The following is a 23,974-nucleotide window of genomic DNA, read 5'->3' as shown; positions in this document are numbered from 1 at the left end:
CGGCGCGGATCGGCGTTCAGCCGCCGCCCCTCATGAAGCGGGGCAAAAAATCGAAGGCGGCCCCCGTCACCGCCTCGCCGTCCTCGCCCGGCAAGGCGCGGATCACAGCTGCGGGCAGGCCGGTCATCACCGCGTAAAAATCGTGGACACTCGCATCGCGATTGGCCTGGATGACGCCGCCCGTCTCCGCAACGCTGAGAGGACGGATGGTGACCGTGCGGACCTCGCGGCCGTCGAAGCGGAACGGGTAGCGAAGCGTCACCGTGACCGATGGCTCCTCAAGAAAGTCGAGTTCGGCGATTTCGGCAGGCGGTGTGTCTTCGACCTTGGCCTTTTCGGCCTCTGCCGCTTCCGGCTCGGCATCCCAGTCGCGCGAGAGCTCTTCGGGCGGCAGCGGGATTTCGGACGCATCGACGGCAAGATCGGTCGTTTCGGTTTCCGTGTCGGGCTTCATGATCAGACCGCCAGAAGCCGGTTCGATTCCGCCGAATAGTCGACGCCATCGATGACGAGGGTCTGGTTCGGGACCGAGAATTTGTGAACCGTCTGGCCGTTATAGATGTCGTGATAGAACCACACACCGCCGCCGCCATAACGGGTTGCGTCGGCGCGCTTGCCGATCACGCGCGGCTGGCTGATCGAGGTCAGCAGCGCCTTGATGATGACGACGCGGCCGAGATTGCGGCCCGCCTCGATATCGCGCAGCCGCTCGTAATAGGTGAAGGTGGTCCAGTCGCCGGCTTCCCGGCCGAAACGGCTCATCACGTCGGGATGCGTTCCGTAGAGGCTGAACTCGAAGGTTGGCGGTTCGATATCGGTCGGCAGTTCGAAACCGAACCAGCCGAAATTGAGCCGCTCGCGCGCCATCTGAAGGTTCGGCACCGCGCAGGCTTCCAGCCGCTTCTTCTGGTTGATCTCGCCAATGTACCAGTTGGCGCCGTGAATGATGCTGTCCATGGAAGGTCCTCTTGGGCTGGCCGGTCAGGCGACGTAGCGGATGCCGGCCGCGCTCATGCGCTCCAGGGCGACACGGATGTTGTCGGAAAGGACGTCAAACGCCTCCGGCTGCGGCTCTGAATGGATGCCGAGGTCCGTGAGGTCCGGCGTCTCCTCGAAACGCAGCTTCACGCGCATGCCGCCAGCGCGCAGCAGGTTGGTCGGGTTCAGACCCTTGTCGAAGATGACTTCCGAGCCGGGAATGATCGCGCCGGCATAGATGCGCTCTTCCAGAGCTTCGGAGAGCGACTGGAAGAGAAGGGTCACCGCATGGGGCGTGATGTCCTCGGAGAGGTAGAGGCGCAGCGGCCGCAGCATCGCCTTTTCGATGGCGCGGCGCGTCCGGATGCGCTTGATCGAGCGATAGCCGACCGTGGTCGGATCGGTGGCCGTCGAGAAGGGTGCCCAGAGGAGCTTGCCCTCGATGACGGTGCCGACCCCGCGCTGGACGAGATAGTTGGCGTCGTGGTCGGAACGGCCGTCCTGATAGGTGACGATCTGCGACATGCCGGTGACGCCCTTGAGCGGCCTGTTCCAGGCCGCTTTGTAAGGACTGCCGGCTTCCTTGTCGCGCCGGACCGTCGCGGCGGCGACCGCCGGGCTCAGAGGCCGCGAAACGGTCGCGCCGTCGAAGAAATAGCGCCCCTGCGGATACATCGCGATCATGTTGAGGGAGGTGGCGAAGTCGTTCGCATATTCGGCGGCCGCTTCGCGCGACGTTTCGGGTGTGTTGACGACGCCCATGCAGTCGATGATCCGATCGCAGACGGCATCGATCGCCGTCGCCACCGGATTGGCCGCATTGTCGAGCCGCTGGCTGTCATAGCCGGGTGCGATGATCAGGCCAGGTTCGATCTGAAGGTGGGAGAGTGCTTCGGCCAGCGCCCAGACGCCGGTATGGGCATTGGCGTCGCCGGAGATGTGGCCGATCTGCGTTTCCAGATCAGCGCCGTCCTGGGCGCGGACAAAGACGATGTCGGTCTCGATCCCTTCGCCCTTGATCTGGCGGATCGCATCATAGGCGAGGCCCGGACCGAGAGCCGCCAGCTGAACCGGATCATCGGTTGCGATCCGGACAGGCTCGTCGAATGGAATGGCGTTGGTGTCGGGAATGTTCGGCAGAGGCAGGCAAAGGCCGATCGCGGTGGAATCGCGCGTGTCGATCGCGGCCGTGGTGCTGCGCAGGTCGGATAGGACGCGAACGCCGACATTGGCGGAAGTGCTGGCCATGAACGAAATGCTCCGGGGCGTGTTGCTCTCGGAGGCACATTAGGCGGGAGGAGTGGAGGCGAGAGAGGCTGACAGCTGTCAGCGCTTTAATCCGGCGAGCACGTCGCGAACGCTAGTGCTCTTCAAAGCGGCTTTCAACGGCGTACTCAGCCTGTTGCTGCTTTCCGTCGAAGGTGTCTTCGAAGCCGCCATAGAGTGACTTGTATGTTATTCGGTAGGTGAACCCCCCTTTTTCGGGCGAAATCAAACGTCTCGATTGCGGCGCGATCATGCCTGTGTTTGCCGATGAGCAGATCTAGCAGGAGTTCGTCTCGATTCGATTTATAGAAATCAATGTCGAACACTGGCTCGAATAACTCCAACCTATCGGCCGCCTCGAGCGTTAGCAGCGTCTCGACGCATTTCCAACATTTCGAGCAATTAGGCTTGCTCAATCCAAACCTTGTCGTTGGGTTGCCGGCGCAGACATCCAGCATTTCGCATGCATCTTGCAGCTCGGAAACAAAAAGCGTTTTCTCAACTCTTGTATAGGACGACCCGGCAGAATGAATTCTGAGCGACTCCGTACTTAACAAGGGAAGTAGAACTGCATCGAGATAGGCAGTATCTCGATGCGGTTGGATGGCAACTGCGTTGTAATCCACGCCGGAAGAGTAAAGGTAGTTGCTTATTCCCGATGCCATGGCAGCTGCCGCATTGCGTAACGAATGTGTCTTTTGAAAATTTACCTTTTTGCATGTCGCGGCTGAAAAAATCTTATCCAAGTTGCTATCTACGGTGATCGCGCCTAAACCTTTCCTTGCCGCATAGTCATGAGTGCGACGCAAATATCGCTCGAAGATTTTAGGTCGGCCCTTACCCATGGCTCCGACATTGAAGACTGTGAGATCGGTAATCTCGGGATGGGTTCCTAGGGTGAAAAAGCTGTCGACTCCTGCGGAAAACCCCGTCGCTGTTCGCGATGTAATTTCGCGATTTCGATGAGTCTCTTCGACATTAACAGGCACTCGAGCTAGCCGAGGATCGTAGGCCTTCAGAACTGTTTGAATATCATCTCGGAGATAACGTAGAAGCGTCTCTGAGATCGCTCCCTCGATCTTCAGCGCCTGCCGACGAAACATGGCAGGATAGACCATTGCAATTGCTGCCCAATCTTGCGTTCGCGACGTCGGTCCTTCGACATTCATCCAAAGCCTATCTGGCAGACCATCGCTTATGATCGAACATTCGGTCCCCTTAAAATCGGCCAGAACTATCTCGTTTCTGTCTGGTCGCATCCGCTGCCGACCTCCCCTGCAACTGTCGAACTTCGATGCGGCAGCCTAATACAGCTGTTACGGCGAATTGGAAAAGAATTTAAACTTCGATCGTGCTGGAGTGGTCAGACCTTCACTCTGCGGCTGCCCTGACTGTTAGCCTATTGACAAAGTAAACGTACTGGTGAGGTCAGGCGTCGATTATGGCCAGCGCTCGGCATAGTCCGGCGGAATGCCATAGGGGAAGTCGCCATGGCCATCCTTCATATCCCACGACATCTTCATCACCGCCTCCACCCAATTCATTGCCTTCGTAATGAGTTCGACTGTCTGGCCCGCTGTCAGATGCCGGTTGATGTTGCCGCCATCGCGGATGACCAGCGTCGAGGCGGTATCTCCTGCAGCGAGCATTTTCTCGGCTGAGGAAAGCCGGCTCTGATAGATCACCAGGTCGCGGGTTCGGCCGGTCAGATGGATAGGCGCCCCGTATCCCAAGATCGTGAATTCTTTTCCTTCGGCGATGTGCCGATCCCGTGAAGCGTTAACGTCTTCCCAGCTTGGGGGCTGCGCTGGCCTCTCAACCCATCCCGATCCTTCATAGTCAAAATCCGGTCCCGGCTTCAGGGGAATCTCGAAAGTGCCCTCCGGGTACCCTGCGAGGGTATCTGCGGATGGTTGATCCGTGGTCTGCCAGCAACCCCGATCTGGATGGTAAAAACAATGCTCACTCATTACCTCAACTCCGCCCACGAAAAGATAGAGACGCTGCCATTGATCCGGTAATAGTGGCCGTTCGGTACGGCAAAAGATGTACCCGCAAGAACGCTGCTACTACTAGAGACTTGAGCGACTTCAATCCAGGTGACGCCGTCACTCGACGTCTGAACAGTTCGCCCGCTACTCCCACCGCTAGAATAGGACATCACGACTTCGATCGAGCGGCCGGAGGTGTTCTGGTAGCTGGTGTTGTAAGTTCGAGAGCCCTGCTTATTCTGCCAAGCTTGCCCCTCACCGAGCGCCTTGGCCCCAATACCAGCCTCGAGCGTTTCTTCAACGAACGCTTTAATGGCGCTGCGTTTGGCGGGCGCCTCAGGCGAGACGGAGAAGTCGGGGGCACTGGACATGGAATCTGTGGTTAGGCCAAGTCCCCATTTTGACCACACGCCATCTTTGAGAGTCCTGGATGAAAGCCTCCCATTCGCGAGAAGGTATGCGATCTGCACAACCTTTTCGTCTGTCGCGATTGTCTCCAGAGAGTGCGCTAAGAATGCGGGTGGGTTGGCGGTAGCAGCTGCGCCAGCATCGCCAGCCTGCATCCAGCGACCACTCTCCATGAACATCGGTGCATTGTAGTCATAGGCGGTCGCGCCGGTCGCATCCAGTTCAGTCGGTTGCCCATTCAGTTTGGCGGCAATGGCTTCGGCTACCGGGCCGGCAGCCACCATCTCCGCTTCGGATTTGTTCGCGACGTTCTCAAGCCCGATCTGCGCCTTCGTCACGCCATGCGGGTTGTCGTCGCGGCCCGTGTGAGCGTTCAGCTCGGCTTCGGTCGCATAGATGCCACCGGCGACGTAAGCCGCCACCCAGGCCGATCCCGTGAAGACCTGCATTGCTTCGACCGTGGTGTCGAAATAGAGCGCTCCGCCGAGAAGCGGGTCGCCATCATTGTCGGTCGATGGTGCGGCGGCAAATTCGCCGAGATAACGGTCGTCGAAGCGGTCATAGGCGTCGAGGACCGCATCGCGGGCTTGCAGAACGACCGTCTTCGCTGCCGCGACTGCGACCGTGTTCACCGACACTTCCGCCCGTTTCGCCTCGACGGAGATCAGCTGCGCCGCCTGCGCCAATGTGGAGAGCGCGCCGACCTCGACATGAACGTCATCATGCGGGCCGGCCTGGCCTTCGGCCGAAAGAATCTGAACCGTCAGAAGACGCGTCGCCGGGCTGTAATCCATGACGCGGGCAATCGCGTAATCCTCCGTGGTCTCGGTTCGGCCGAGCATCACCACGGGCGTCACGGCGAAGGTGAGCGGATCGAGCGCGTCGAGAGTGACCGTCAGCTCCGCGGTCGGCATGAAGCTCACGCTTTCCACCACGGCGGCTCTTGTGAACTGGCCGCTCTGGATCGCCTGAATGACGGTTTCGGCGTCCTGAAGAACGGTGCCGAACTGCGCCGCGAAGCGCTGCACCAGAGCGTCGATCTCCGCCCGCTCCTGGCTGTCGAGCTTGGCCACAATCGCCGTCGTGACCAGAAGCCGCTCGTGCAGCTCGCGCAGGCCTTTCCGAAAGGCGTCGATCAGTGGGGCGTCACCCCGCGCCAGATGCCGCGCGGGGTCGAGTGCTGGATCCGCCATGCGCTTTCTCTCCCTGCCGGATCAGGCCGGCATCGCCTCGTAATACGAATATTCCGGGAAGACCGGGACGTTTGCATTGTCGGTTTCGGTGGTCAGGTGAAGTTCGAACTGTCCGTCGGCCGGATCGACGGGGAAGACCCATTCGACGCGGTGGCGATCAATGTTCTTGAGATAGCTCACGATCGGCGCCCCGATCGGATCGATCCGGTTGTCGAGCGCCGCGCCGTCACGGATGTAGCAGCCGAGCGTATGCCGGGCTTCGTCAAAGTTTGAGAATTGCGCCCGGACCGTGAGTTTCGAATAGGCGATGCCGTTGCGCAGGATGCGCGGGACCGAGACGTGGTGCATCTCGGTTCCGGGCCGGAACAGTTCGACCTCGGATTGCGTCAGGTCGAGCACCGGCATGACCCATTCATTGCCGGTCAACAGTACCTCGAAATCGTAGGTCGCCTGCAGGCCGTTACCGAAGATGGCCTCGTCATAGGCCGTTGTGGGGATGGCGGCGAGCGTCTTCCAGCCGCCCGCCGAGAAGGCGCGATAGGCATAGCCGGTGTTTTCCGGACGCGTGACGCCGCAGATGATCGACGCGCCGCCGATGCCGCCGTCCAAATTGAGGTTGGCGAGTGGCACGTTGAGCGTGGTGGCGCGGAAGTGGCAATATTCGACCGCGATGGCGAGATCCCTGTCGATCGACCCGACAAGCAGCTGGCCGCTCGTGCTCTCGTAATAGTCGCCGCCGAGATAGGTGCCGTCTTCAATGGATGACAGCGCTGCGGTGACATTGCCCGAGACCGTGAAGATCACGCCATAGGTGCCACGCTTCGCAAAGACCGGCACCGGCAGGGCAAAGCGCGTCATGGTGGCCGGGTCGCCATTGACGTACTGCCTGAACGCTTCGGCCGCCACGGTGACCGAACCCAGCGCCCGGTCGGGCCGCGGACCGCGTTCATCGGTCTCGATGAATGTCGCCGTGATCTCCGCGCCAGGCTCCCAGGAGAGAAGGCCGAGCCGGATCGCCGGCACGTAGCGATCCTGACCCTGCTGAAAGGTCTGGCATTTGATGACGCCGGTGAGCGTTTGCGTCACCTCTTCGGGATAGACGTAAGGCTCCTGCCAGGTATCGAGAAACACCTGCTTGAGGCGGATGCCGCGGTGGTTGCGCGTGTAGTCGCCGGAAATATATTCGTACTGCTCGCCGGCGCGGGTGAAGATGCCGGTCAGCGGATTATAGCGGCCGGACTGCCACCAATTGCTGTTGGTGCACACCTTGAAAACCTGACCGTAGCGGACCCGGCTTCGCGTCCGGATGCCTTCCTTGATCTGGATCGAATTGGTGACGGTGCCGCCAAGCGGCGTCGAACCGGAACCATGAACCGAGAAGCCGATGACCGGATCGTAGGCCGGGAAGACGAGCCCCGCATTGGCGTGCATGAGCCGCTGATCGTTCGGGCTCTTCAGGGCCAGTGCCGCCCGGTTCTCATTGGCGTAGGGCGCGCGTGCGCCTTCCTCGACACGGGCGGCGAAGTCCACATGGCCGGTCGCGCTTTCGCCTTCATCCAGGAAGCGGTCATAACCCGCATCGGAATTGACGTCTTCAATGTCGGCAAGGTCCTTCAGATGCGCGACATCCTCCAGGAGCCCGGTAATCGCCGTGGGCGAAGCCGTCGCGGAAAGCTGTTTCTGAAGGCCGACCATTTCGTTGCGGAGCGCCTGAATTTCGGCAGCGAATGCGGCATCACGGGCCATCAGCGCCTGGACCGAAATGTAGACGTCGCGAAGGTTGGCGGCCCGGAACTGCGGCAAGGACCGCAGAGACCCCGCGACGATGCCGCCTGTCGCACCATCGAGGACGATCTCGACGAAGGGCACGGTATTGGTCGGCACCGCCGGGTCGGCAAGCGGCGACCCGGTCGCGCCAGACGGTCCGACAAGCGCGGTCAGTTCGGCAATATTCGTCACGCTCGGAACCGCATCGACCGTCTGGACCTGCTTGACCGATCCGCCATTGCCATCGTCGACGGCAACCGTCCGGTCGCGCGTCACGGTCGGATCGCTCCGGTCATCGACACCCTGCGCCGCGATCCAGACCTTGGCGCTCTTGCCGGCATTGAGGGGCACGGCGCTGGTCAGTTCGACGGGGCCGGCCTCGCCGCGAAGGTAGAACCGTCCGCCGATCATGGCGTGGCCGCGATCGACCTGGACACGGGTCAGCCCGTCGATCGTGGTGGCGAAGCCGGCATAGGAATTGACGCGTTCGAGGAAGTCCTGAAGGACGCTTTCCAGGCCCTGCTGGGGAAAAGCGCCGAAATTGGCGATGTCGACCGGCCGAACGTGATGGCCCGTTTCCATGGTGACACGTGAATACATGGCTTATCTCCTTGGCTTGATCCGCGCTGTGTCGATGCGGGTTTGTTCGGTGATGTCGTCGGCGTCATCGACGGTCAGTTCTTCGATCATGTTGAGATCGACATGGACCGTGTCGCGCAGCGCCTGGACGCCGCCGATCGCCTGATAAAGCGCTGTGACCCTGTCGGCGGGATCGTCCGTCAAAGGCCCGTCGAAGGGCATGGCGGGCTCATCGGCACGAAGCATCAGAACGCCAAGCTCCTTCGTGAAGGGTTTGCGGCCGAGACGCCCGTAGCCGATCGCAGAGCCGGTGATGCCCTCGATGGCGGGGGCCGATCCATCATTGATCCGGATCGAGAGGTAATAGCCGCCAGGCCCAGGCATGGGCGAAAGGGGTGCGTCGATCGTTCCGCCGTCCTCGATCGCGTCTTCCGGCTCCCGCAGCATGGGAACGATTTTCGGCGTCACCTCAGCCGGGTTCAGCGATGGCCGCCCGGCCTCGATCGCGCCGCCGGGCCGGCGATAATCGAAGGTGAAGATCGCTTCGAAACCCGGCGCCGGCGCGACCTCTGCGTCGAAAGGGGCGGTGCCGACCTGGCACGATGCCTGAAAAGGCTTTGGAATGGTGACGCGCTCAATCTCCGAGGTGGGGACGTTGTCGGGCCGAAGGCGCGTGCCGGAGCACATCAGCGGAATCGTCTCATTCCTGCCGATCAATTCCGCACGGCGCGCTTTCGCGATTTCGGAGGTGCCGGGGAGCGGCTCATCGCCCACAACCGGCAGTCCGCTGATGTCCGTGCGGCGTGGCGGTAGCGGATAGATACGGACCTCTGGCAGCGACAGAAGCCACTTCTGGCGGTCTTCTCCGGCGACTTCGGAGCCGATGGCAAAGCCGTCGCGCGGCAGATGATAGGTCAGCAGCTCCGCATCGATATAGGAGATGACCTTGCGGTCGGCCGCGATCGTCGTCTTCTGGCGATGCAGGGCGAGGCTTTCCGCCACGACGCGGCGCTTCTTGTCGAGCGGCCATCCATCGTCCCACACCTCGACCGACAGGGCCCAGGCAAGCAGAGGCAGTTCTGCGGCCGGGCAGTCCCAGGCGTTCCAGAGCGTGAGAAGCTTCAGTGCTTCGTCCGCACGCTCCGACAGCTGCGCTTCGGTGACGGCGGCCATGATCTCTTCGACCGGGCCGATCGTCCCTGACAGGAGGTCGGTCATCATGACTGCACCTCGACCGAAATCGAAACCGCGTCCGGCGCAAGATAGACTGCCTGTTCCGGACGGATCACGAGATCGGCAAGCGGAGAGCGAACACGCACGGTTGTGACGGGTGCGACATGGGCGGCGGCGCCCAGCGCCTGGACGTAGAGAGCACTGCCGATCCGATGGAGACCCGCAGCGTAGGTCGCGACCGAACGGCGCGCAGCTTCGATCAGGGCAGCCGGGTCCGGTCCACGTGGCGCGACCAGAACAAGATCGACGCTCGGCGTGATGATGTTCGCGGAGAGGACGCTGACAATATCGGTCGACTGTTCGGCCTCATCCGGCTGGAAAGCGCGGATGATTGCGGCGAGGGTCTCGCTATCGACCGCGCCGCTGCCGGTCCGGCCGAGCAGGCGCAGCTCGACATGGCCGTCGCCGCGATTAATCGGCCGGACATCCTTGATCCGGTCGCCGAAGGCGGTGCGGATTTTGTAGATGTAGCCACCTGGCGTCATACCCATTTCGGCAAGCGCTTCCGGCGCAAGCTGCGCTCGGCCGCGCAGCTCTTCGTCGCTTTCGCCGGGCAAGCGTGTGGTGCGGTGGTAGGTCGCCGCCAGATGATCCAGCGCGGGCCCGGCCGCGCTCGCCAGGCGAAGCTGCCCGGCTGCCGCGTTGATCTTCGAAGCGATCAGCATTTCGGCGGCGGCGAAGTGGCGGTTCAGAATGTGAACCGGCTCGGTCGGAATCGTCAGCGTATCGAGCGGAGGCAGTCCCGGATTGGCCGTCTGCACCTGTTCGTAAAGCGCCGCGAAGGCTGCAAGGCGCGTTGCAAGCGTCTCTGAAAAATCGGTCGCCACCAGCGGGGCGGCGTCCAGACGGGACAGATCGAGCGTGTCGGCCGAACTCATGGCGCCGCCCCGCTGATCGCCGTGGCGCGCGTGATCGTTTCGCGGGCGATAAAGGGTGCGGTCTGCCCGAACGGTTCGGCGATCGCGTAGTTTCCGAAGCGGCCTTCCGGGTAATAAGTGCCGTCATGGCGGATGCCGAGACCGCCGTCGCGGCTGAGTGACACGAATTGCAGATTGTCGATGCGGTATTCCGGCTCGACCTCATGCGCGCTCGTGATCAGTTCATCATAGAGAAGAAGCGCAATGCCGGGCTCGATATCTTCGGCCAGGACGCTGCGAAGATTGGAACCGAGATTGAGTGCCATGATGACACTGTCGCGGCGCGTCATCCAGATAAAGGCGAGCGACTGCGCCAGATGGGCCTTCCCCTGAAGGAGACGGCCCGTCCGGCGATCCATGCCGCTGCGATATCGGATGATCGTGCCCATGGCTTCAATCGGCCTTCGAAACAGCTTCGACGGAGCCTTGAAGCTCTTCCGAAAGGGCTTCCGCGGGTGTCAGCTGCACCGTGTCGCCTGCCTTGACGCGGCGACCTGCAACACGCGGCGGCGCCGTTTCAGTGACCCGGTAGGCTTTCTTTTCGTCCGGCTCCGTCTCCGTTTCAGGCGAAACTTCGGTCGGGTCCGGCTGCACGGAGACGTCGCTCGTTTCGAGCACGGGAACCTCTGCGGTCGGCGTGCCTTCGGCCTGATCGGTCTCGTCCTTTGTCGTCGTTGGGCGTCTTGCCATGATTGTCTCCTGTTCAGATCAACACGTTGTCATTGCCGCTCAAGGCCGCATCGCCGGCGCTGTCGACACCGCCCTGGAAGTGAGCGGGGCGGCTGCCGCCCTTGGCTCGGAAGACCGTCGACATGGCGAGTTCTTCCCTTGTCAGGCGGAAGCCCTTGCCGCCGACATTGAGTTCGATCGCATCGGCCGTAAGCCGGATCAGCGTGTCGTCGCCGAAGGCGATCACCGCCTCGTCGCCATTGTCGGACGGCGGCGCCGTGTCCTGGTCATAGGTGCCCCAATCGGCGAGGCTGCCGGTGCCGACAGCGCCAGACGGAGAGCGAAGCCGCATCTGCTCGCCATCCTTCGGCGGCGTATGAAGCCGCGCCTTGCCCGCGCCCTGCTGCGGCCAGGCGACGGGCGGGCTCTTGATCACGCGGCCATCGGCCGAGCGGCCAAGATCAAGGCGGAGCGTCCGCGTTTCGTAGTCCTGGCTGCTAGCAAGCACCTTGCCTGGAATGTCGGCCTGCGCGATGCGGCGGTTGAGCCGCTCGATCTGGCGGGCCTGGCGGCGAAAGGCTGAACCGATGGGCGATGTGCCATCCATCATTGCCCAGCCTCCTCGTCCTTGAGGAAGGCGGCGAGCTCGACAGGCAGTTCCCTGTCTTCGCCAAGTGCGACGACGCCGTTACCGTCTTCGTCGATCCGGCCCGAAAGGCCCGGCCGATCGAAGAAGGATGTGCCGAGACCATGGAGGCGTTGGCTCCATGTGACCGCGTAATAGGCGGTGCCGGCGTCCCAGCTCCGGGACGTGAACATGGGCGTTAGCGCCGGGGCGGGATCGGCCATCGGCCGGTCGATGCCGGCTTGCTCCCATGCAGAGACGTCAGGGTCGGCCAGGAGCTCAAGAATACGGGAGCCAATCCCGTGCGCGAGCGCATCGCGGGGAATACGGCGCTGGGCGGCCATATCCGCGTAATCCTCGGTGACGATGTAAGCGGCAAATTCCATCACGCCGTCGAAGCGTCCGTCCAGGAGCCGCTCGGACCGGAAGCGCGACCAGCCAAGAGCGACGCCAGGCGCGGCGACGACAGCCTTTGCGACCACGTCGTTGATATCGAGCTTGCCGGGGTGGCTGGTAATCTCGACGCCGGGAAGACGTGGCTTCAGTTCGGCGATGATCGCGGCGCGCAGGGTCTCGATCGGCGATGCGGCAGCAAGTTCTGAAAGGCTCATCGTGCAACCCCGCCGCTACGGGAAAGGAAGTCGCTGACGAGGTCGGAGATTTCCGCCCGGTTGTCGTCAGAGAGGCCGACGAAGGGCCGTGCCGGGATCGTGACGCGCCTGGCGAATGTCTTGCCGTTCGGTCCCTGGAAGACGAGCACTTTTGCGGTCTTCGGTTCGATCACGGCGCCTTCCTGGTGGACGTGGGCGTATTCCCATGTCGCACCCCATTCGGCGTAATCGGCGCCGGAGACAGAGGCGACACTGTCGAGAAGATTGCGGCCGGTTTGTTTGAGGGTTGGTGTGCCGGCCCGGTTTGGCGGCCAGGGAGTACCGTCCGGTGCGCTCTTTTCACTGTCGATGCGGCGTCGCGTCTGGCTTTCGCCAAGCGCGGCGACTTCAGCTGCCAGAGCGCCGGTGTCGAGCTCGATCACATCGCCGATCCGCGCGAGAGCGGAATCGAAGTCCGAAAGACTGAGCGTGAGCGCGATCCCGCTTGTCATCTCAAAGCCCGTTCATGGTGCGGCGCGTAAAGCGGCGCTCGGGCGCATCGATGCGGATATCGGCGGGTGAGGCGTCGGCGTCCCGCGTCTCGCCATCATCGCCAGCAAAACTCAGCGCGGCCTTGCCGGTGACGATGGCTTCCAGTCGCTTGATTGCGGCCTTGTAGCGCTCCTCGATCCGTTCGGATGAGCGGGCGAAGGAGAGTGCGACGCGGTAAAGCGTGATGTCGATCGCGTCGATCCGAAGGGTCGAACGGCTTTCCTCGTCAAGCCGGTTGAGGTCGGCGACGGAATAGCGCGCCTTCAACATGCCCCGGATCTGCGCCGTGGCGTCCGCGATCGCCGCATCGATACGGTCATCGTCGCGAAAGCCGGTCGTCTCGTCGGCGGCAAGCGTCAGGAGCTCGGCCGGGTGGCGCTCTTCCAGATCGGCAAGGGTGACAAGCGCGGTCATCGCAAAGCCTTCATGGTTTTTCCCTCCTGATCCTCCCTTTGGTGTGCGGCCCCGATGGGACCTATCGGGACCGCACGGTTTACCGTCGCCGGGAGGGGTCGCGACGGATCAGAAAAGAACGTCCACCGTCTCCGGGACGACGATGGCTTTGCGGCGGGTCTTTCGGTGTTGTCCCATTTCCGCTCGGGGCCTTCGCGGGACGAAGAACCAACCCGCGCCCGGACGCGCTGGTATTCAGGCGATCTCGAGGCCGTCGGCCCAGTCGGTTTCGACGATCGAACGGCCGTCGCGTTTGACGACAAATTCGCGATAGGTGAGCGGTACCGGCGCACCGGGTTCATAGAGCTTCTTGCTGCGCATGATGCGCACGGACGCGGTGAACCGACGTTCTTGCCCGTCCTCGTTTGCCGAGCCGAGTTCGACCTCTTCACCATCGGGCAGGACGCGGGACGTTGCCGGCAGGGAGCCGGCATAATCGCGGCGGGCACGCCGTTCCCGAAGCGCCGCGGTGACGGCCGGATCGACGGGCCTCACGGTCTCGGCGCGCAGTTCGGCGGAACGGACCTCACCGTCCGGCGTGACCGACGCGTCGACCGTCTCGGTGACGGGCGCGGTAGCAGTGATCGTGGTTTCCTTTCGCGGGGGTTCGGCGGCGGGCGGTGTCACTCCTGTCGGCGACGGGCTTGTGGCAGTTGTTTCGGCCGCCGCTTGCAGTTTGGCCGCTTCTCCGATCCACGCGCGCGACTGTTCATCGCCCGAACTGATATCCTTGAGCGTCGAAAGGTCGGTGACGGCTGCGAGCGCGGCGAATGTGCCGAGCCCTGCTGTTCCGAGCTTCTTGGCGGTGGCGGCGCCGATGCCTTTGATCCTGGTCAGATCGTCCATGTTTCAATCCTCATGGTAGCGGGGAGGACCGGCGACTTTTGCCGCCGGCTGTAGATCAGATGCGCGGCGCGACGGCGTCCTGCAGGAGGAAGCTGACGCCGGGGGCGCAGATCAGTTCCTTGACCCGCTCGCCGGAGCGGACGGTTTCGCCGCCTTCCAGACCGACATTGGGGTCGGGCAGGCTGCCGGAAATCTTGCTGCCATAGGTCGCGGTGAAGCCGTGCGTGATCGTGCCGGCATTGGCGTCGGCCGTGGCATTGATGAACTGGAAGACCATGCTGCGGCCCCAGACACGTTGGATATCGGCGTCTTGGCCGAGGCGAGCGGCGTCCATATAGGCCGAACCGACTTTGATGCCTCGTGGTAGTTCCAGCAAATCAGCGAGCTGCTGGCGCGTGATCATGCCTTCGGTGGTCAGGCCGCCCTTCACGGCGTTGATCAGCTTCGGATGGCCCGACAGCGTGGTCCAGGCCTCATGGCCCATCGTCAGCTGGTTCGGCCGGAAGACAAGCGTCGAATCCAGAATGTGCCGGAAAAGACCGATCGGATCGGAATTGTCGTAATCAGAAAGCTGGTCGGTACCCGACAGCGCCATCTTCTGGCTGGTCGGGTAGGACGCCGGATCCTGAACGAGTTTTGCGACGCGGATCTCGCGATTGATCTGGTTGTAGTCCTCGATCCCCATCACGGCACGCTGGCGGGGATCGAAATTGCCGAGACCCTGCGCCCGCATCCGCGCGGCTTCGTTGATATCCGAAAGCGGTATCGGCGCTTCCAGACCGAAATCCTCGACCGCACTTTCGCGGCGTTCACCCGAGAATTCGACGCGGTTGATGCGTCCCGTCCGGCCGACACGGTTGTCAGGTGCCCGAAAGCCCTCTTTCAGCGGATATTCGGTCCAGGAAAAACGCTCACCCATGACGGGAACGCGGGGCAGCACGTCATCGGCGATGAACATGTAGGACGGGTTGCGGTAGCCGATTGCAAAGGCCGTCAGGGCCGGATCGACGGGAAAGGGGCGGTTCGGTGCCATGATCGTTCCTGTGTTTCGAAAAGCGTGGTGAGCGGCCCCTTAGGCCGCTGGCGTGACGATGATGGACGGGCTGACGTGGATCCGGACGATGTCGCCGGCGACCGCTTCGGGTGAGCGCATCCAGCCAATGATATGAACGGTGGAGCCTGCGGCCCCGGCTACGGCCTTGACCGCCCTGCCGTCGGCATCGGCGGTAATCGGATCGTTAAAGTCGAGATCGCCACCGGCTTCGACTTCGGTTTCACCGGCGACGGTGACGTCGCCCATCTGGCCGGGTTCGGCGCCGACCCTTTCGATCACCCCGACGAGACTGTCGCTGGGCGCGCTGGCATCACGGAGCGCACCGAGCGTGGCAGCGGCGGCCGCGATGCGGTAGCCGGTCAGCGCGGTCAGGGCCGGAAACGATCGAATGTCGCGATTAAGGGCGTAGCTCATTTCTTGCCTTCCTGAAGTTCGGTCTGCGCCTGGGCAAAGCAGGACTGATAATCATTGCCCGTATCGTCCTGAATCTTGCGGGCGCGTGCGCCGAGAGCCGCTGGATCGATCTGGACCTGGCCAGCCGGTACCGGAACATCATCGAGAAGCGATCCGGTGAAGCGCTTCGGAGTCGCGGCGAGGAGCGCCTTGACCTGTTCGAAACCGTCATCACTCGCGCAGAGCTTGGCGTAGTGCTCCTTCTCGCCCGGCGTGATGCGGGTGTCTTTGAGCGCGCCTTCGAGAAGCGCCTCGACCTTCTCGTCGCGGCGCTCACCCTCGATCTTGTCGAGCCGGCCCTGGGCGGCGGAAAGATTGGCCATGGCCTGTTCGTGAACGGCCTTTGGAACCGTTTCGCCCTCGCTTTTCTGCAGCGTGGCGATCGCCGAAAGGGTGGCCGGCTCGTCGGCGCTGTCATCGAGCCCGAGTGCGTTTCGGATCGCTGTCGGCACCGTCGCGGTCCCGTCCTTCAGTTTGGAGATGGCTGCGAGCATGGCGGGCTCGTCCGCAGTCTCGGCAAGGCCGAGCGCGGCCGCGATCTTCTTTGTCATGGAAGCCTCTTCACTGGTTGAGAGAGTGGCGCCGGCCAATGCCGGCATGTTGGCAAGGGCGGGCGCGGTCACGAGCGACACCGAATGCAGCCAGGTGGCGTTGCCGGCGCTGTCATGCGGAAAGCTTGGAGAGACGTAGCGATGCGTCCTGGCGGTCAGCGCCGCCCGTCCGGCGTCGAGCCAGTCGACGCGGCCCCAGAGACCATCCGGTCGCGCCTCGACCTCTTCGATCCAGCCGATGGCGTCGCTCTTCTGGCCCTTTGAGGCGAGGTGAACCGTGCCATGCTCGAAATCGACCGGCACGCGCACCTCGTCTTTGGCAAACCGTGCGGCCAGCATTTCGGGGTCGAAGGCGTAGGACCGCCCGTCGCGGGTGGTGACGCGGCCCCGCGGCATGATCTTGATCCAGCCCTTGCTGCCCTCGGACGTGGCGGCCAGCGCGACGACGACGCTGCCGGCGTCGACCGCTGCGGGGTCGCCGACAGCCAGTGTGGAGAGAAGGGCCAGATCGGGGCTTGCGGAAAGCGTGTTCATGGCCGCATCATTGGCCTTGGCTTCAGGAGCCAATGAGACTGACAGTTGTCAGTATCTCCCAGCAGGTGCGTTGCGCACCCGAACACTCAATCTTAAAATCGACGTTGAAGGGCCATCAAAGGCCGTGGAGCGCGTTCAGCTTGTTCCGCCGCGCATCGATCCGTCAACCGGCCTCGTCGCGCTCAGCGGCGCGTCAGTTCTCTTTCAATGGGAATGGGACGGGGCTACGCTTTAACGAAATTGAAGTGGGGTATTTGATGAGCGATTACGACATCTATCAGATTTTCTTTCCGACCGCATTTCACAAGACAGTAAAGGCTATCAACGAAGGTACGCGTTTCGTTCATTACACAAGCGCGGGAGCAATGGTGGGCATGCTTCGCGCAACCAAGGGTATATGGCTGAGAAACGCGGCTTTAATGAACGATTTTTCAGAAATTGAGCACGGGAGAACCTGCCTGACCTATGCTTGGGACCACAGCGAGATCGGAAAACGCTTCAAAGGCATCGTCGAAGAGATAGCGCCAGGGACCATCGCTCAACTCGAAAACACCTTAAACCATTGGCTTCCATCGTTTTCGAGCAAGACCTATCTTGCCTCGCTCTCCGAGCATGACGTTTCAGAGGACACTCTAGGTCGATTGTCGATGTGGCGTGCATATGGCGGGGAGACGGGCATAGCAATTGTACTGAACGGCGGCGTTTTTCTTCGTCCTTCGGATGCGATTCATGCCTACACATCTCCGGTGGCTTACCTGCACGAAGAGGAATTCGCGGAGAGGCTTGGTGAGATTGCCGACAATATGCACCAAAATGCCCCTATGCTCCGCGAGCTCGGTGCGGATGGCATCTACGCTTATCTTTTCGACACTTTCCGTTTTGCCTTGCTATGCACAAAGCATCCAGGCTTCAAAGAAGAACGCGAATGGCGGATCGTCTACAGCCCTGAATTAGCTTCGTCGGATCGAATCAAGAAGTCGGTCGAGTTGGTCCGCGGAGTTCCCCAGTTCGTTCATACAATCCCTTTTAAAGACTATCCCAACGAGGGTTTCTACGGCGCGGAACTTCCTCAATTGGTCGATAGAGTCATTGTCGGCCCGACTGAATTCCCATTACAAGTCAGAGAGGCAATCGTTTCTTTGTTGGAAGAGGCTGGCATTGAAGATGCCGCCCAGAAGGTTTTCTGCTCCACCATTCCGCTACGAGTTTGAGCGATTCAAGGATCAATTTTGATGGATAAAGATAGGCTACCTGCCGATGAAACCAGCATTGGCGCCCAACTATCCAAAAGTGGAATTTCCTTCGGGGCTAAATCACGAACGATTGCCGCCCTTGATTTCATCGGCGCCAGTAAGCTTATGGGCCGATTTCGAAAGACGTACACAGAGACTGATCAAGCAGCTCGCGAAAAATACGCGCTCGACCAATTAACAATGGCAGCCGTTAGGACGCTCGAAACAAAACTAGAAAACGATGAGGAAGCCGCTGCTGAGTTTCTCAACAGCGCTTTGGGTACCCAAATCCGTAGGAAAGAAAATGTTCTGGGCGCCACTGCGGCAGCGATCGAGGACCTCTCAAATCGCACGACCGATGAAGGTGAAGCTGATGAGGCCGCCGAAATCAGCGATGCTTTTATGGACCGGTGGGAGCGCTATGCAGAAGGCGCGACCACAGACGAATTGAAGGAACGCTGGGGTGCAATCCTATCGAAGGAAATTCGAAAACCTGGCTCCATCTCGCCTGCGACGATGCGCGTAGTCGATGAGCTCGATAAATCCTTGGCCGATCTTTTTCAGTCTCTATTCTCGGCCATCGCGATGAACCGTATCATCCAAGACTTAATGGAGGTAACCGTGTCGCTTGATAAGTGGCAGCAGTTGACCGCGGCTGGCCTAGTCATACACGCGGCGGGAGGAACAAGCATGATCCTGAGTCCCCTCCCGGTAGGCGGGGATCGCCGAGTTTTCTTACGTTCCATGCGCCCAATCAAGGGAACACTTCCGGTCGTAGAAATTCCAAAAGCAGTAAATAGGCCTCCCCTGACAGGAGGGAGGCTTCAATTCAAAGCTATCGCGTTAACAACGGCAGGCGTTGAAATTCACGAAGCGCTTGGTGATCGACAAGGCTACGAACGCTTCTCCGCCCTATTGAGAACTTACTTTCCCGAAGCGAAATTCAGCCATTAGTTGACCGATAGGCAAGGCAGTACTATTTTGAATACGCGGCGGTGCGTAAATTATGGACCGCAGGCTTCAGCCGATGGGGTTGTTTCCTTCCCCCCGCCGTCCTTTCATCGCCTTTTCGATCTCTGCTTCGGTAAAGCCCGCCGCTCGCAATTCGGCTGCGCCGCCGCCCGCCGCCAGAACATCGCGGATAACGCGACGACCATTGCGCTCATGAAAGCTGCGTACCCTTAGATGGCCAGTCGCAGAGCGGACGATGATCGCCTCCCACCACGTCTTGTTCTCTCGCCACCAGACCAGCCGTACCCGGTCGGCTTCGGCCATCCTTTCCTCACGCGGATCGGCCATCACATAGCCGCGATCGAGGACGGTCGGCAGCTTCGAGAACGCTCCGATCGGGATGCGGTCGAGCCGTGCGGCAACATCGGCAGCTTCGATCGATATGATCGGGCTCTTCGCATCGAGGACGGCCGCGAGATTGGCTGAGACGCCGGCCGGAAGCCACGTCTTGCCTGGCAGCTTCGGTGCAAGCTTCAGAAACGGATCGGCCCAGAGTTCTGTCGCGATCCGCACGGCATCCGGCCGACCACCCTCCATCTCCGCTACCGCTTCCCATTCGCCGTGCAGCTTGTTCAGTAGGGTCCGGCTGCGCGAGAGGCCGGGATTGGTGTGCCAGCCTGGGTCGATGCCAACCGGTACCTCGGTCACTTCGCCCGTCCGGCGGTTGAGATAAGAGCGCGTGCCGAAATCAATCGGCTGGTCGGTGTAGATGGGCCGACCGTCCCCATCGCGTTCGGCGAGAAGCGATTCCGCCTCTCGCCGCGTGATCTGCCGGACGGAGCATTTGCAGCCCCACCCATTCGGGGGGAAATGCGTCTGCCAGAAGGGATGGTCGACGGGAAGGATGATTCCGGCAAACGCCAGATGCTCCGGCCTGGGTTCAGCGCTGGCCGTCCGGACATACAGGAGAAAAGGAAGTCCCGCCTTTGTCCGCTGCGCCCGCTCCCATTGTCCGGCCGCGCGGGCGCTGCGCATATTCGACCAGAAGATCGTCTCGAGCCGCCGCCGCGAAGAGAAATCGACCACGCGATCCGGCAGCTCGCCAGTGGGATCCGCGACCTTGCGCGGTCGCCACCAGCCGAGCTTGCGCAACTCGCCCTCGATGTCGTGTTTCCAATTGTCGAAGCTGCGGCTCTCGGCGATCGCCCTGCCGATCGAAGACTTGAACGTGCCGAGCAACTCGGCATCGACGGCTTTGGCGACGGTAAAGGCGTAGGCGTGTTCCTCGGCCCAGACATCCTGCCAGGAGAAGCCCGGCCGATTGATCTTGCCGTCGAAATAGGATGTCACCGCTTCGGGCGTTTGAAGGCCGCGCGAGATCTCCGCCATCGATCAGTCTTCCGCGTCGCCAATGCCGCGGGCGATCGCCGTCGATCGCGCGAGCGCGGCGACCAGGCGGCGCGTATCGGGATGCTCGCTTTCAAGCCGCTTCAAAACGCCTTCGAAGCTGGTTTCCTCGTCCAGGATGCGGCGAAGAGGCGCAAGGATCGGATCGGCGATCGTCTCCCATTCATCGAGCGCCGCGTCTGCGAGCTGCTCGACCTCGTCGACGGCTGGACTGTCCATCGTTGCCGCGAGCGCCGCGAGACCGCAGGCCGCACATGTGCAATCCTGCCTGTGAGACGAGAGCTTGGCGGGCGGCTCATCTGCTTTCGAATCGACAGGAGGCAGAAAAGCCGGTGCTGGCTGTGGTGCCTTTAGCAGGTCTTCACCATCCTCCGGCTCTCCCAGGCCGATCCGTTCGCGCATTTCGCGTTGGCTGACCCGCATACCGAGCGGCACGAGCATCTGCACCGCGCCTGTCAGTGCCGCAATGTCCTCCGGCTCGGCGACCGGATAGGCGATGCGCGGATAGCTCTCCTGTTCCCCGAAGTTCAGCCGGACGAAATTCTCGATGAGGTCGCGGTTCTGCGTTCGCGCCAGCTGTTTGCCGTCCGCGCGCAGAATGTCGAGGCGGACCTCGTTATGAACCTTGGCTTGGGCTTGAGACGAACCGTCATCGCTCGTCATGGTCTGGCCGAGAACGAGCTTGGAAACCTGCTTGTCGACATAATCGATCAGGCCACCAAACACGGCCGCGCCGTGCTGGCCCTCGACCTTGTGGAACTCCACCTCCATTCCGGCCGGAATGATGGCGGCCGCGTCATTGGCGATCGATCGGACAGCGGTGAGAAGCGTCCGCTTGTCCTGTTCACTCGCATTGCCGGTATATTTGCCGACACGAAGCGGGACGCCATAGATCTCGGCAAAGCTCGCCCAGTCGGTCAACGAAAAGGACTGGATCAGGAAGGCCCATGCCGCTGGCCGCGCCAGGCCGAGGCGAACCGGCAGACCCATGCGGGTGCGCGGCTGGTGAATGATAAATTTCGCGGGCGGCAATCGCAGACCATCGCGCGGATCGGCCTGGTCGACGAGGCGCAGCTCGGTCCGCGTCGCTTCGTCGCGCTGGAAGAAGCGTGGATCGCGCCATTTAAACTCGACCGGTTTCAGGGCGCGGTCCTGATACTCCCACATCATTTCGCTGACCGAATAGCCCTTACCGATCGCATCGGTCAGCGTACCGGTCATCTCTTCGAAATCGCTATCCTCCACGAGTGCGGTGACGGCGTCGACAATCTTTGCAGGCACCTTGTCATCATGCTCGACGGTTGGCGCCAGGCCCTCGATGGCGAGCCGGCGCGTTTGCAGCTGGCTGGCATAGTGGGCGTAACGCTCCTCCATTTCCTCGGCGAGCGTCAGATATTGCCTGGTGTGACCACTTGCCGATTCCTGCAGGATCGCCGCAAGCCGCTGCGGGCTGAGGCCGGACGCGACCGCTTCGCCGATGACCCGGCGCATGCCGGCGACCTCTGGAAAGGCGATCTCGGTCGACAGAACCGAGGTATCGATCTCGCGTCCCGCGCTGTCGGTCGCATCACTCATGGCAGCACCCTCCCGACATATGTATCGCCCCCTGATAGAAAGCTTGAAGGATCGTCGGCGGTCGCAGGGGTGTAGCCATATTCAATGATATCGGCGGCTGCGGCCTGATTGGCGAGACAAAGGGCGACGGCGAAGTCTCCGTGCCGCTGTCCACCATCCGCGCCTTTGGTGCGGGCGTCATTCGGAACCATCGGAATCCCGCGCACCATCTGAATTTGCCGAAGATCGCCTTTGAGATCGACATCGAGCGGAAAGAACAGCGCTCGGTCCTCGATCGCCGCCTTCATCGGCGGCATGTGCTCCAGATACCAGCCTTGCGTCAGCATCACCGCCTCGATCGCCAGCGCGCCGTAACGCTGGACGGCGTATTCCGCGAGGAACTGGCCGTTGCCGCGCGCGTCGTGCCGCCCGGCGCCGAGGCGCGGCAACTGGTCGCAAATATGAAACAGGATCTGCTCCTGCTGGCGGAACGGAACGTTGCGCAGTTCCACCACAAAAGGCGCGCGCCGCGTCAGGTCGCGCTTTTCGGCAAGCGGAACCAGGACAGACAAGTCCCCCGATCGTCCGAAGTCGAAGCCGTAATTGTGCCGTTCGCGCCGGTCGAGCTTCGCAAGCAGCGGATCGACCTCCTGGATAAGCCAATCCTCGACAATGGCGCGCCGCTCTTCGTCGGAACGCAGTTCGAAGCCTTCCGGACATTTCAGCCGGACGACCGGCGTGTCGGGATCCATGACGGCCGTGATCTGCGCACTGGAGAGATAGACGCCAGAACCTTGCGCGGGAATACAGTCGAGCTCCTCGGCCGCGCCATCGGCGTAGAAGGCGCGGATCTCCGATCGGAACTCGGCTTCCGCTTCCGGCGACCACTCCTTGCCACGAATGAGACAGATACGTTTATAAAGGCCCTGTTGAAGCGCGTCGTCGAAAGTGCAACGAACGACATTGCCCGGTCGCCGCCCTTCGCGGATTTCCTGAATCAACTGATTGAACGGGTTGTCGACGCCGTTATGCGTCGAAATGACAAGCACCTTGCCACCCCAGATCAGGAGCGCCATGGCCGCTTTCAGGAGTTCGGCCGCGTCGTCGTGAAAGGCGAACTCGTCAAGGATCACGTAGCCCTGGCGCCCGCGCAGGGAGCGCGGCTTACTCGATAGCGCCGTGATCTCGAAGCCCGATGCAAAGGTGATGCGAAAGGCTGCGATCGATCGATCCTCACCCTTCTCGCCTTCCTCGGTAAAGAGGAACTCCTGGACGCTCGAACAGATCTGGTTGAATGATCGCGCCCACATCGCGCAGGTATCGATGAACTCGCGCGCCATATCGAGATTGTAGCCGAGATAGAGTGTGTCCATGCCACCGGCCGATCGCTTGGCGCCGGATGTCAAAACAGCATCGGCACCAATCCCCCAGGTCGCGCCGATGCGTCGTGATTTGTCGGTGACGGTTAGCGCGTATTTCGCGGTCGAGCTCAGCAATTCCTGCTGATAGTCGAGAAGGACGTCCGGCAATCCATCGATGACCTCTGGCATCACTGCGACGGAGTCGCGGCGGAGCTGAGCCCATTCGTCTTCTGTCATCGGCTTCATTGCGCCACCCCAAGGATCCGCGCCTTGATCGCCTCAACCGTATCGGCCGAAAATCCTTTCTCCCCCGCAACGTCTGCAGCGGCCTCGGCCGCAGCAGCGACCCGTTTTTCGATCTCCTGCTGCTGAACCCGCCGAGCGTCCGCGCTGATCTTCTGAGCGCTAAGGGCGTGCTGAAGGCCCTTCGAAAGCTCCATAAAGGCTTTGCTATCGAGCTCGCCGGTTTCAAGAATCGAAAACGCGGCGCTCTTGATCAGTTCGACCAGCATGATGGTGATATCGTCGGCCTTCTCCGGTCCGAGACGTTCGGTGACGGCCGAGGCGATATCGCGGGTCTCCTGCAGGCGTCTTGTCGTCGAAGCCAGGCGTGTCGAGTAGCGGTTGAAGGCCGATGGCGAGATCGGATCGCAGCCGATCTCCTCCAGCTTTCCGTTCATCTCTACGAGAATGTCGAGCTGCGTTCGTTCGCGCGCCTGGAGCTCAGCCACCGCCCATTGCACGATGCCGTCGGCATCTGGCGGCAAAAGATCGATCGAGGAGAGCCGGCCGCGGCCTTCACGGGACATG

General features: G+C 61.7%; 25 protein-coding genes. 2 read left to right on the top strand and 23 right to left on the bottom strand.

Features of this window, described 5'->3' with window-relative positions:
• Positions 1 to 16: 16 nt before the first annotated feature.
• From D8780_RS12485 to D8780_RS12395, 19 genes are all read right to left on the bottom strand, one after another.
• Positions 17 to 454: a phage tail assembly protein gene (locus tag D8780_RS12485; protein WP_121645893.1), complete on the bottom strand. Its 438-nt coding sequence runs from the start codon at positions 452 to 454 to the stop codon at positions 17 to 19.
• Between the two features lie 2 nt (positions 455 to 456).
• The gene (locus D8780_RS12480; protein WP_121645892.1) at positions 457 to 957 is read right to left on the bottom strand and encodes a phage major tail tube protein; all 501 of its coding nucleotides are present in this window, start codon (positions 955 to 957) and stop codon (positions 457 to 459) included.
• Positions 958 to 981: 24 nt separating this feature from the next.
• Positions 982 to 2,226 (bottom strand): phage tail sheath protein, encoded by a 1,245-nt coding sequence (locus tag D8780_RS12475; protein ID WP_121645891.1) that lies wholly within the window; start codon positions 2,224 to 2,226, stop codon positions 982 to 984.
• Positions 2,227 to 2,372: 146 nt separating this feature from the next.
• The gene (locus D8780_RS12470) at positions 2,373 to 3,413 is read right to left on the bottom strand and encodes a hypothetical protein (protein WP_147440317.1); all 1,041 of its coding nucleotides are present in this window, start codon (positions 3,411 to 3,413) and stop codon (positions 2,373 to 2,375) included.
• A 270-nt stretch (positions 3,414 to 3,683) separates the two neighbouring features.
• Positions 3,684 to 4,214: a DUF4376 domain-containing protein gene (locus tag D8780_RS15845; RefSeq protein WP_210209464.1), complete on the bottom strand. Its 531-nt coding sequence runs from the start codon at positions 4,212 to 4,214 to the stop codon at positions 3,684 to 3,686.
• On the bottom strand, positions 4,214 to 5,836 hold the full coding sequence (locus D8780_RS12460; RefSeq protein ID WP_121645888.1) for a pyocin knob domain-containing protein: 1,623 nt from the start codon (positions 5,834 to 5,836) through the stop codon (positions 4,214 to 4,216). Before D8780_RS12460 ends, D8780_RS15845 begins: the two co-directional genes overlap by 1 nt.
• 21 nt (positions 5,837 to 5,857) lie before the next feature.
• Positions 5,858 to 8,203 (bottom strand): hypothetical protein, encoded by a 2,346-nt coding sequence (locus D8780_RS12455; RefSeq protein ID WP_121645887.1) that lies wholly within the window; start codon positions 8,201 to 8,203, stop codon positions 5,858 to 5,860.
• 3 nt (positions 8,204 to 8,206) lie between these two features.
• Entirely contained in the window at positions 8,207 to 9,403 is a 1,197-nt protein-coding gene (locus D8780_RS12450; RefSeq protein WP_121645886.1) for a phage tail protein I, read from the bottom strand.
• A complete protein-coding gene (locus tag D8780_RS12445) occupies positions 9,400 to 10,293 on the bottom strand; it encodes a baseplate J/gp47 family protein (protein ID WP_121645885.1) in 894 nt (297 codons plus the stop codon). Before D8780_RS12445 ends, D8780_RS12450 begins: the two co-directional genes overlap by 4 nt.
• The gene (locus D8780_RS12440) at positions 10,290 to 10,721 is read right to left on the bottom strand and encodes an integrase (RefSeq protein ID WP_121645884.1); all 432 of its coding nucleotides are present in this window, start codon (positions 10,719 to 10,721) and stop codon (positions 10,290 to 10,292) included. Before D8780_RS12440 ends, D8780_RS12445 begins: the two co-directional genes overlap by 4 nt.
• Positions 10,722 to 10,725: 4 nt before the next feature.
• Positions 10,726 to 11,022, bottom strand: coding sequence for a hypothetical protein (locus D8780_RS12435; RefSeq protein ID WP_121645883.1), 297 nt, complete (start codon positions 11,020 to 11,022; stop codon positions 10,726 to 10,728).
• 13 nt (positions 11,023 to 11,035) lie between these two features.
• Positions 11,036 to 11,611 (bottom strand): phage baseplate assembly protein V, encoded by a 576-nt coding sequence (locus D8780_RS12430; RefSeq protein WP_121645882.1) that lies wholly within the window; start codon positions 11,609 to 11,611, stop codon positions 11,036 to 11,038.
• Positions 11,608 to 12,237, bottom strand: coding sequence for a hypothetical protein (locus D8780_RS12425; RefSeq protein WP_121645881.1), 630 nt, complete (start codon positions 12,235 to 12,237; stop codon positions 11,608 to 11,610). The genes D8780_RS12430 and D8780_RS12425 overlap by 4 nt, the downstream gene beginning before the upstream one ends.
• Positions 12,234 to 12,728, bottom strand: a complete 495-nt coding sequence (locus D8780_RS12420) for a phage virion morphogenesis protein (protein ID WP_121645880.1) — start codon at positions 12,726 to 12,728, stop codon at positions 12,234 to 12,236. The genes D8780_RS12425 and D8780_RS12420 overlap by 4 nt, the downstream gene beginning before the upstream one ends.
• A gap of 1 nt (position 12,729) precedes the next feature.
• Positions 12,730 to 13,182 carry a phage protein Gp36 family protein gene (locus D8780_RS12415; RefSeq protein ID WP_121645879.1) on the bottom strand — a complete coding sequence of 151 codons (453 nt, stop codon included), beginning with the start codon at positions 13,180 to 13,182 and terminating at the stop codon, positions 12,730 to 12,732.
• A 234-nt stretch (positions 13,183 to 13,416) separates the two neighbouring features.
• Positions 13,417 to 14,067, bottom strand: coding sequence for a helix-hairpin-helix domain-containing protein (locus D8780_RS12410; protein WP_121645878.1), 651 nt, complete (start codon positions 14,065 to 14,067; stop codon positions 13,417 to 13,419).
• A gap of 55 nt (positions 14,068 to 14,122) precedes the next feature.
• A complete protein-coding gene (locus tag D8780_RS12405; RefSeq protein WP_121645877.1) occupies positions 14,123 to 15,100 on the bottom strand; it encodes a capsid protein in 978 nt (325 codons plus the stop codon).
• Positions 15,101 to 15,139: 39 nt separating this feature from the next.
• Complete coding sequence (locus D8780_RS12400; protein WP_121645876.1) at positions 15,140 to 15,535, bottom strand: hypothetical protein; 396 nt, start codon at positions 15,533 to 15,535, stop codon at positions 15,140 to 15,142.
• Entirely contained in the window at positions 15,532 to 16,659 is a 1,128-nt protein-coding gene (locus D8780_RS12395) for a phage protease (protein ID WP_147440316.1), read from the bottom strand. Before D8780_RS12395 ends, D8780_RS12400 begins: the two co-directional genes overlap by 4 nt.
• Positions 16,660 to 16,799: 140 nt before the next feature.
• Between D8780_RS12395 and D8780_RS12390 the strand changes: the two genes are divergently transcribed.
• A complete protein-coding gene (locus tag D8780_RS12390) occupies positions 16,800 to 17,870 on the top strand; it encodes a DUF2971 domain-containing protein (protein ID WP_210209463.1) in 1,071 nt (356 codons plus the stop codon).
• A gap of 21 nt (positions 17,871 to 17,891) precedes the next feature.
• The gene (locus tag D8780_RS12385; RefSeq protein WP_121645873.1) at positions 17,892 to 18,845 is read left to right on the top strand and encodes a DUF2806 domain-containing protein; all 954 of its coding nucleotides are present in this window, start codon (positions 17,892 to 17,894) and stop codon (positions 18,843 to 18,845) included.
• A gap of 66 nt (positions 18,846 to 18,911) precedes the next feature.
• Here the strand turns inward: D8780_RS12385 and D8780_RS12380 are convergent, their stop codons facing one another.
• From D8780_RS12380 to D8780_RS12365, 4 genes are read right to left on the bottom strand one after another with little or no spacing between them, the layout of a single operon-like run.
• On the bottom strand, positions 18,912 to 20,231 hold the full coding sequence (locus tag D8780_RS12380; protein ID WP_121645872.1) for a phage head morphogenesis protein: 1,320 nt from the start codon (positions 20,229 to 20,231) through the stop codon (positions 18,912 to 18,914).
• A gap of 3 nt (positions 20,232 to 20,234) precedes the next feature.
• Positions 20,235 to 21,824, bottom strand: coding sequence for a DUF935 domain-containing protein (locus tag D8780_RS12375; RefSeq protein WP_121645871.1), 1,590 nt, complete (start codon positions 21,822 to 21,824; stop codon positions 20,235 to 20,237).
• Positions 21,821 to 23,410, bottom strand: coding sequence for a terminase large subunit domain-containing protein (locus D8780_RS12370; RefSeq protein WP_199699604.1), 1,590 nt, complete (start codon positions 23,408 to 23,410; stop codon positions 21,821 to 21,823). The genes D8780_RS12375 and D8780_RS12370 overlap by 4 nt, the downstream gene beginning before the upstream one ends.
• The gene (locus D8780_RS12365; RefSeq protein WP_121645870.1) at positions 23,407 to 23,973 is read right to left on the bottom strand and encodes a DUF3486 family protein; all 567 of its coding nucleotides are present in this window, start codon (positions 23,971 to 23,973) and stop codon (positions 23,407 to 23,409) included. The genes D8780_RS12370 and D8780_RS12365 overlap by 4 nt, the downstream gene beginning before the upstream one ends.
• Position 23,974: the final 1 nt, after the last annotated feature.

The organism is Notoacmeibacter ruber, from assembly GCF_003668555.1.
Taxonomy (GTDB): domain Bacteria; phylum Pseudomonadota; class Alphaproteobacteria; order Rhizobiales; family Rhizobiaceae; genus Notoacmeibacter; species Notoacmeibacter ruber.
Note: the sequence above shows the minus strand (reverse complement) of the source record. Positions and strands in the feature narration are given on the sequence as shown.